Genomic DNA, 3,512 nt, shown 5'->3' on the forward strand with positions numbered 1-3,512 from the left:
CCATGATCCACATGTCGCCGCCGATCCCCGGCGAGTGGACCACGTCGTTGAGCGGCGCGTAGGCGAACCAGCCAAAGGCGGCCGCGCCCTGTGGGGTGAGGAAGCCGACGACAGCGATCAGCGAGCCGAAGAGGTAGAGCCAGTAGGCGAGCATGTTCAGCCGTGGGAACGCCACATCGGGCGCGCCAATCTGGCGGCTTTGTGCGCCGCTGCGGGAACGCCTCCGGTCTCAGGCGAGACTCCGCGTGGCGCCTTGGGCGTCCAGGGTGGCCACGTGGGCGGCGGCGCGTACAGGGAAGGGAGGAGGACCTGTTGGCGGCCCGTCGTCCTCAACGTGGTCAGGAACATGCTGCGGGGCGAGGGACTGCGTCCCCTGCGGGACGCGGTCGAGGACGAGGTGGACGAGGTGTGACTTGTGCGGGTCACGTCCTCCAGCCCGGCCGGATCGTTATCGCTGCTGGACGCCGGGCGCCGTGCGTCCTCGCGCCGCAGTGAGAGGGATGAGCATGGGCAGGCACAAGAAGGTCCGCAACCGGGGGAGGACCGGCTCGATTCGGTGGAGCTGCTGCTGGCAGTGGACGGGGCGTCGTCCGTCGCGCACTTCGAGGCCACCCACCCCGACCAGTGGCACATCGACGGCCGCCAGCTGCCCCGGGACGAGCTGAAGGCGATCCACGACATGCAGCCGCCGGACCTCATCCGCCGTCCCTCGGTGCGGCGGACGTTCGACCCCGCCTGATCCCGGGCCCGCATACCTGCGGGTTGCCTGGCGCCCGGGCGTCCGCAGGGGCACGCTGGAATGACAGCCCAAGGGAGGCGCGAGCGTGGCGATCACCATCGTCGGAGCGGCGGCACAGCTGTCCGCGCGGCCGTACGCGGCCGGCGACCAGGACACGGTGCTCGCGCTGGTCGGCGACCGGCTGCCAGGGCAGCCGGAGGCAACGCCCGCGATGCTCGCCGAGGCACTGGCCGGGCGCCCGCCGGTGGACGGCAGCTGGTGGGCCGAACTGGACAACATCCTCACGGACGTCGTGCACGACCCGTCCGGCCAGGTACGGTCGTGCACGACCCGTCCGGCCAGGTACGGGGTGTCGTCTCCTACGCCACACGCCCCGGGGACGGGGCAGCCGGACTGGTCCTGTGGCTGCACACCGAGGAGGAAGACCAAGCAGTCGCCGAGGTCCTGGTCGGCCACGCGCTCGACCAGCTCGGGCCGCGCACGGTTCTGTAACTCGCGGAGGACGGCGTAGAGGGTCAGGCCGGCGCAGGGGACTTTTGGGTCGAGCCGCAGGAGGGTGCAGAAGGCCTGGGCGAGGGCTGCGAGGGTTATGTGCCGGTGCCATCCGAGGTGGCTGCGGCCTTCGAACGGACCTCCCCCTGCTGCCTCACCTCTCCGGGCTCCGTCACATCCCAGTGTCCGACCAGCCGCGTGGAGATGAGCAGGTCAAGCCCGCGCGGTCCTCGCGCAGTGACTCACGCTGTCACCGTGGCCACAGACCGCTGCGGACAAACCAGCGGGCAAGGCCGATGCGGGAATGCTTCGGCCCCGTAGCCGGGATCCACCGGCTGGGCGGTGGATCCAGGCTTGGTCCGGAAAGAATGCGGATTCGGTCAGCCGGTGTCGCATTTGATGACCAGGCGGCCGTCCTCCTCGGCGACTTCGGTCCCGAAGGCGGCGCATGCGCGGCGGAAGCGGTCGGCGATCCAGTCACTCTCGTCCGGGCCGGCGAGGCGGGTGAAGCAGTAGTCGAGCGCGATGGGAACGGCTTCGAGCCGCACCGGCTTGCGGTCCCGGTCATCGAAGGTGACGAGGAAAAGCAGGCCCCGGTCGTTGCGGAGCCGGGGGTGGGTCGCGTAGTCGTCGATGAAGTCCCCCAGGTCGTAAAGGATCGCGTCGCGCACACCGTGGAAGACGTGCGCCGAGTGGCCTGCTACGAGCGTGGCACCCGCCGTCCGGAAGGCGGCCGCGGCCGCGCGGATGTACCGAGCGGGCTTGGCGGTCATGTTCGGACCCCAGTGCGCGGTCGCGATCACGATGTCCGTGCCGAGGCCGCTGATGGTGTCCGACAGCCAACCCGGGACTCCCGCGCTGAGGTCGGCGTAGGCGACCCCCGGGTGGTCCGCACCGGCCGCGTACTCCAAGGGGTGATCGGTCACCCCGATGATGCCGACACCGACGCCCGCGCGTTCGATCACCGCGGGCATCCGGGCAGTCCGCTCGTCGGGACCCGCGCCGACCCAGGCGATCCCGGCGGCGGCGAGGTGATGCAGCGTGTCCAGGAGCGCGTCGGCGCCGAAGTCCAGCGCGTGGTTGTTGGCCAGGTTGACGCAGTCGACTCCCAGGTGGCGCAGCGACTCGGTGGCGATGGGCGGGGCGCGGAAGAAGAAGCGCTTGAACGGATCGGGCCAGGGTTTCCCGCGGTCGGATACCGCGCACTCGAGGTTGAGCAGAAACAGATCCGCCTCCCGCGCCACGGCCACGATCTCGTCGGCGAAGATGCGGTCCGGCGGGTCCGTGGCGAGCCGCTCGGCAACCGTGCGGCCCAGCATGGTGTCGCCGGCGAGGGCGAGTTTCATCGTCCGGACGCCGGTTGCGGTGCGGGCGCGAGGTGGTCGGTGAACCAGCGGGCCAGGACGGCGACCGCCTCCGGGGCTCCGGGCTCCTCGAAGAGCCGGGGCGCGCCGGGAACGACTTCGAGGCGGCTCTCACAGCGCAGCAGGGCCTGTGCCTGCTGGTTGAGGTCGAGCACCAGGTCGTCGTGGCCGCCGACGATGAGCAGCGTCGGGGCGGTCACTTCGGGCAGCCGGGGCCCGGCGAGATCGGGCCGTCCGCCTCGGGAGACCACGGCGGCGACGTCAGCGTCGGGTTCGGCTGCCGCCAAGAGCGCCGTGGCGGCGCCGGTGCTGACACCGAAGTATCCGATCGCGAGCCCCTCCGTGCCCGGCTCGGCGTGCAGCCAGCGGGTGGCCGCGGCCAGGCGCCGACCCCCTTCGGTTCGATCGGCGAAGATCACGGACTCGCCTCCTTGCCCCGGACGAGAACCCCCACATCGAGAACCCCTGTTCAAGGCTATGCCCCTGATGAACCGGCGGCCCAGAACCCGCTCGCGCAGTGCACCCAGACCTCCGCCTCCGGGAGTGCGTCCAGGGCTGCGGGCAGCTCGGGCAGCGGCACACGCCGGGTGTCGGGCAGATGCCCGGATCGCCACCCGCCGCCGCCCCTGAAGTCCAGGACCTCCACCGGCCGTCTGACCCTCCCGCTCGCCGTCGCCATGGTGTGCACCTCCATCGCCGTCCTGGCGGCCCTGTCCCAGACCGAGGCGGCCGACGAGTACAGCGACGAACGCGACACTCTGGTCCAGGCCGCCGCCGACGTGACAGAGACCGGATCCGTGGCCGGCCCTGTGCCCTTGCGCGAGGTGCCCGGCGCGGCGGACGCCGGGCCGGACCTCGATAAACCGGGGCCGGCGGTCACGCCTTGAGCCGCCGCAGGAAGTGCGGGAGGGAAGGCG

6 protein-coding genes and 2 pseudogenes are annotated in these 3,512 nt (G+C 71.5%); 4 read left to right on the top strand and 4 right to left on the bottom strand.

Annotated features, from left to right (window positions below; genetic code table 11):
* Positions 1 to 193 (bottom strand): annotated as a pseudogene (locus FCI23_RS54615) (cbb3-type cytochrome c oxidase subunit I); the annotation flags it as partial.
* An 81-nt stretch (positions 194 to 274) separates the two neighbouring features.
* Here FCI23_RS54615 and FCI23_RS57960 point away from each other — a divergent pair.
* From FCI23_RS57960 to FCI23_RS54625, 3 genes are all read left to right on the top strand, one after another.
* The gene (locus FCI23_RS57960) at positions 275 to 412 is read left to right on the top strand and encodes a hypothetical protein (protein ID WP_169317475.1); all 138 of its coding nucleotides are present in this window, start codon (positions 275 to 277) and stop codon (positions 410 to 412) included.
* A gap of 3 nt (positions 413 to 415) precedes the next feature.
* Positions 416 to 739: a hypothetical protein gene (locus tag FCI23_RS54620; RefSeq protein WP_136731618.1), complete on the top strand. Its 324-nt coding sequence runs from the start codon at positions 416 to 418 to the stop codon at positions 737 to 739.
* Between the two features lie 85 nt (positions 740 to 824).
* Positions 825 to 1,250 (top strand): hypothetical protein, encoded by a 426-nt coding sequence (locus FCI23_RS54625; RefSeq protein ID WP_136731619.1) that lies wholly within the window; start codon positions 825 to 827, stop codon positions 1,248 to 1,250.
* A gap of 361 nt (positions 1,251 to 1,611) precedes the next feature.
* Here FCI23_RS54625 and FCI23_RS54630 read toward each other — a convergent pair whose 3' ends face one another.
* From FCI23_RS54630 to FCI23_RS54640, 3 genes and pseudogenes are all read right to left on the bottom strand, one after another.
* Positions 1,612 to 2,577: a CapA family protein gene (locus FCI23_RS54630; protein ID WP_136731620.1), complete on the bottom strand. Its 966-nt coding sequence runs from the start codon at positions 2,575 to 2,577 to the stop codon at positions 1,612 to 1,614.
* Positions 2,574 to 2,981, bottom strand: a pseudogene (locus tag FCI23_RS54635) (dienelactone hydrolase family protein); the annotation flags it as partial. The pseudogene FCI23_RS54635 and the gene FCI23_RS54630, both read right to left, overlap by 4 nt.
* Before the next feature lie 89 nt (positions 2,982 to 3,070).
* Positions 3,071 to 3,274: a rhodanese-like domain-containing protein gene (locus FCI23_RS54640; RefSeq protein ID WP_136731621.1), complete on the bottom strand. Its 204-nt coding sequence runs from the start codon at positions 3,272 to 3,274 to the stop codon at positions 3,071 to 3,073.
* Here FCI23_RS54640 and FCI23_RS54645 point away from each other — a divergent pair.
* A complete protein-coding gene (locus tag FCI23_RS54645) occupies positions 3,273 to 3,482 on the top strand; it encodes a hypothetical protein (RefSeq protein ID WP_136731622.1) in 210 nt (69 codons plus the stop codon). The two genes, FCI23_RS54640 and FCI23_RS54645, sit on opposite strands and share 2 nt — an antisense overlap.
* Positions 3,483 to 3,512 lie beyond the last annotated feature (30 nt).

Origin of the sequence: Actinacidiphila oryziradicis, assembly GCF_005047355.1 — a bacterium.
Classification (GTDB): Bacteria; Actinomycetota; Actinomycetes; order Streptomycetales; family Streptomycetaceae; genus Actinacidiphila; species Actinacidiphila oryziradicis.

Excerpts from the sequence above, each read along its gene's own strand:
- FCI23_RS54630 (WP_136731620.1), bottom strand. The coding sequence starts at position 2,577 with ATGAAACTCGCCCTCGCCGGCGACACCATGCTGGGCCGCACGGTTGCC.
- FCI23_RS54645 (WP_136731622.1), top strand. The coding sequence starts at position 3,273 with ATGGTGTGCACCTCCATCGCCGTCCTGGCGGCCCTGTCCCAGACCGAG.
- FCI23_RS54640 (WP_136731621.1), bottom strand. The coding sequence starts at position 3,274 with ATGGCGACGGCGAGCGGGAGGGTCAGACGGCCGGTGGAGGTCCTGGAC.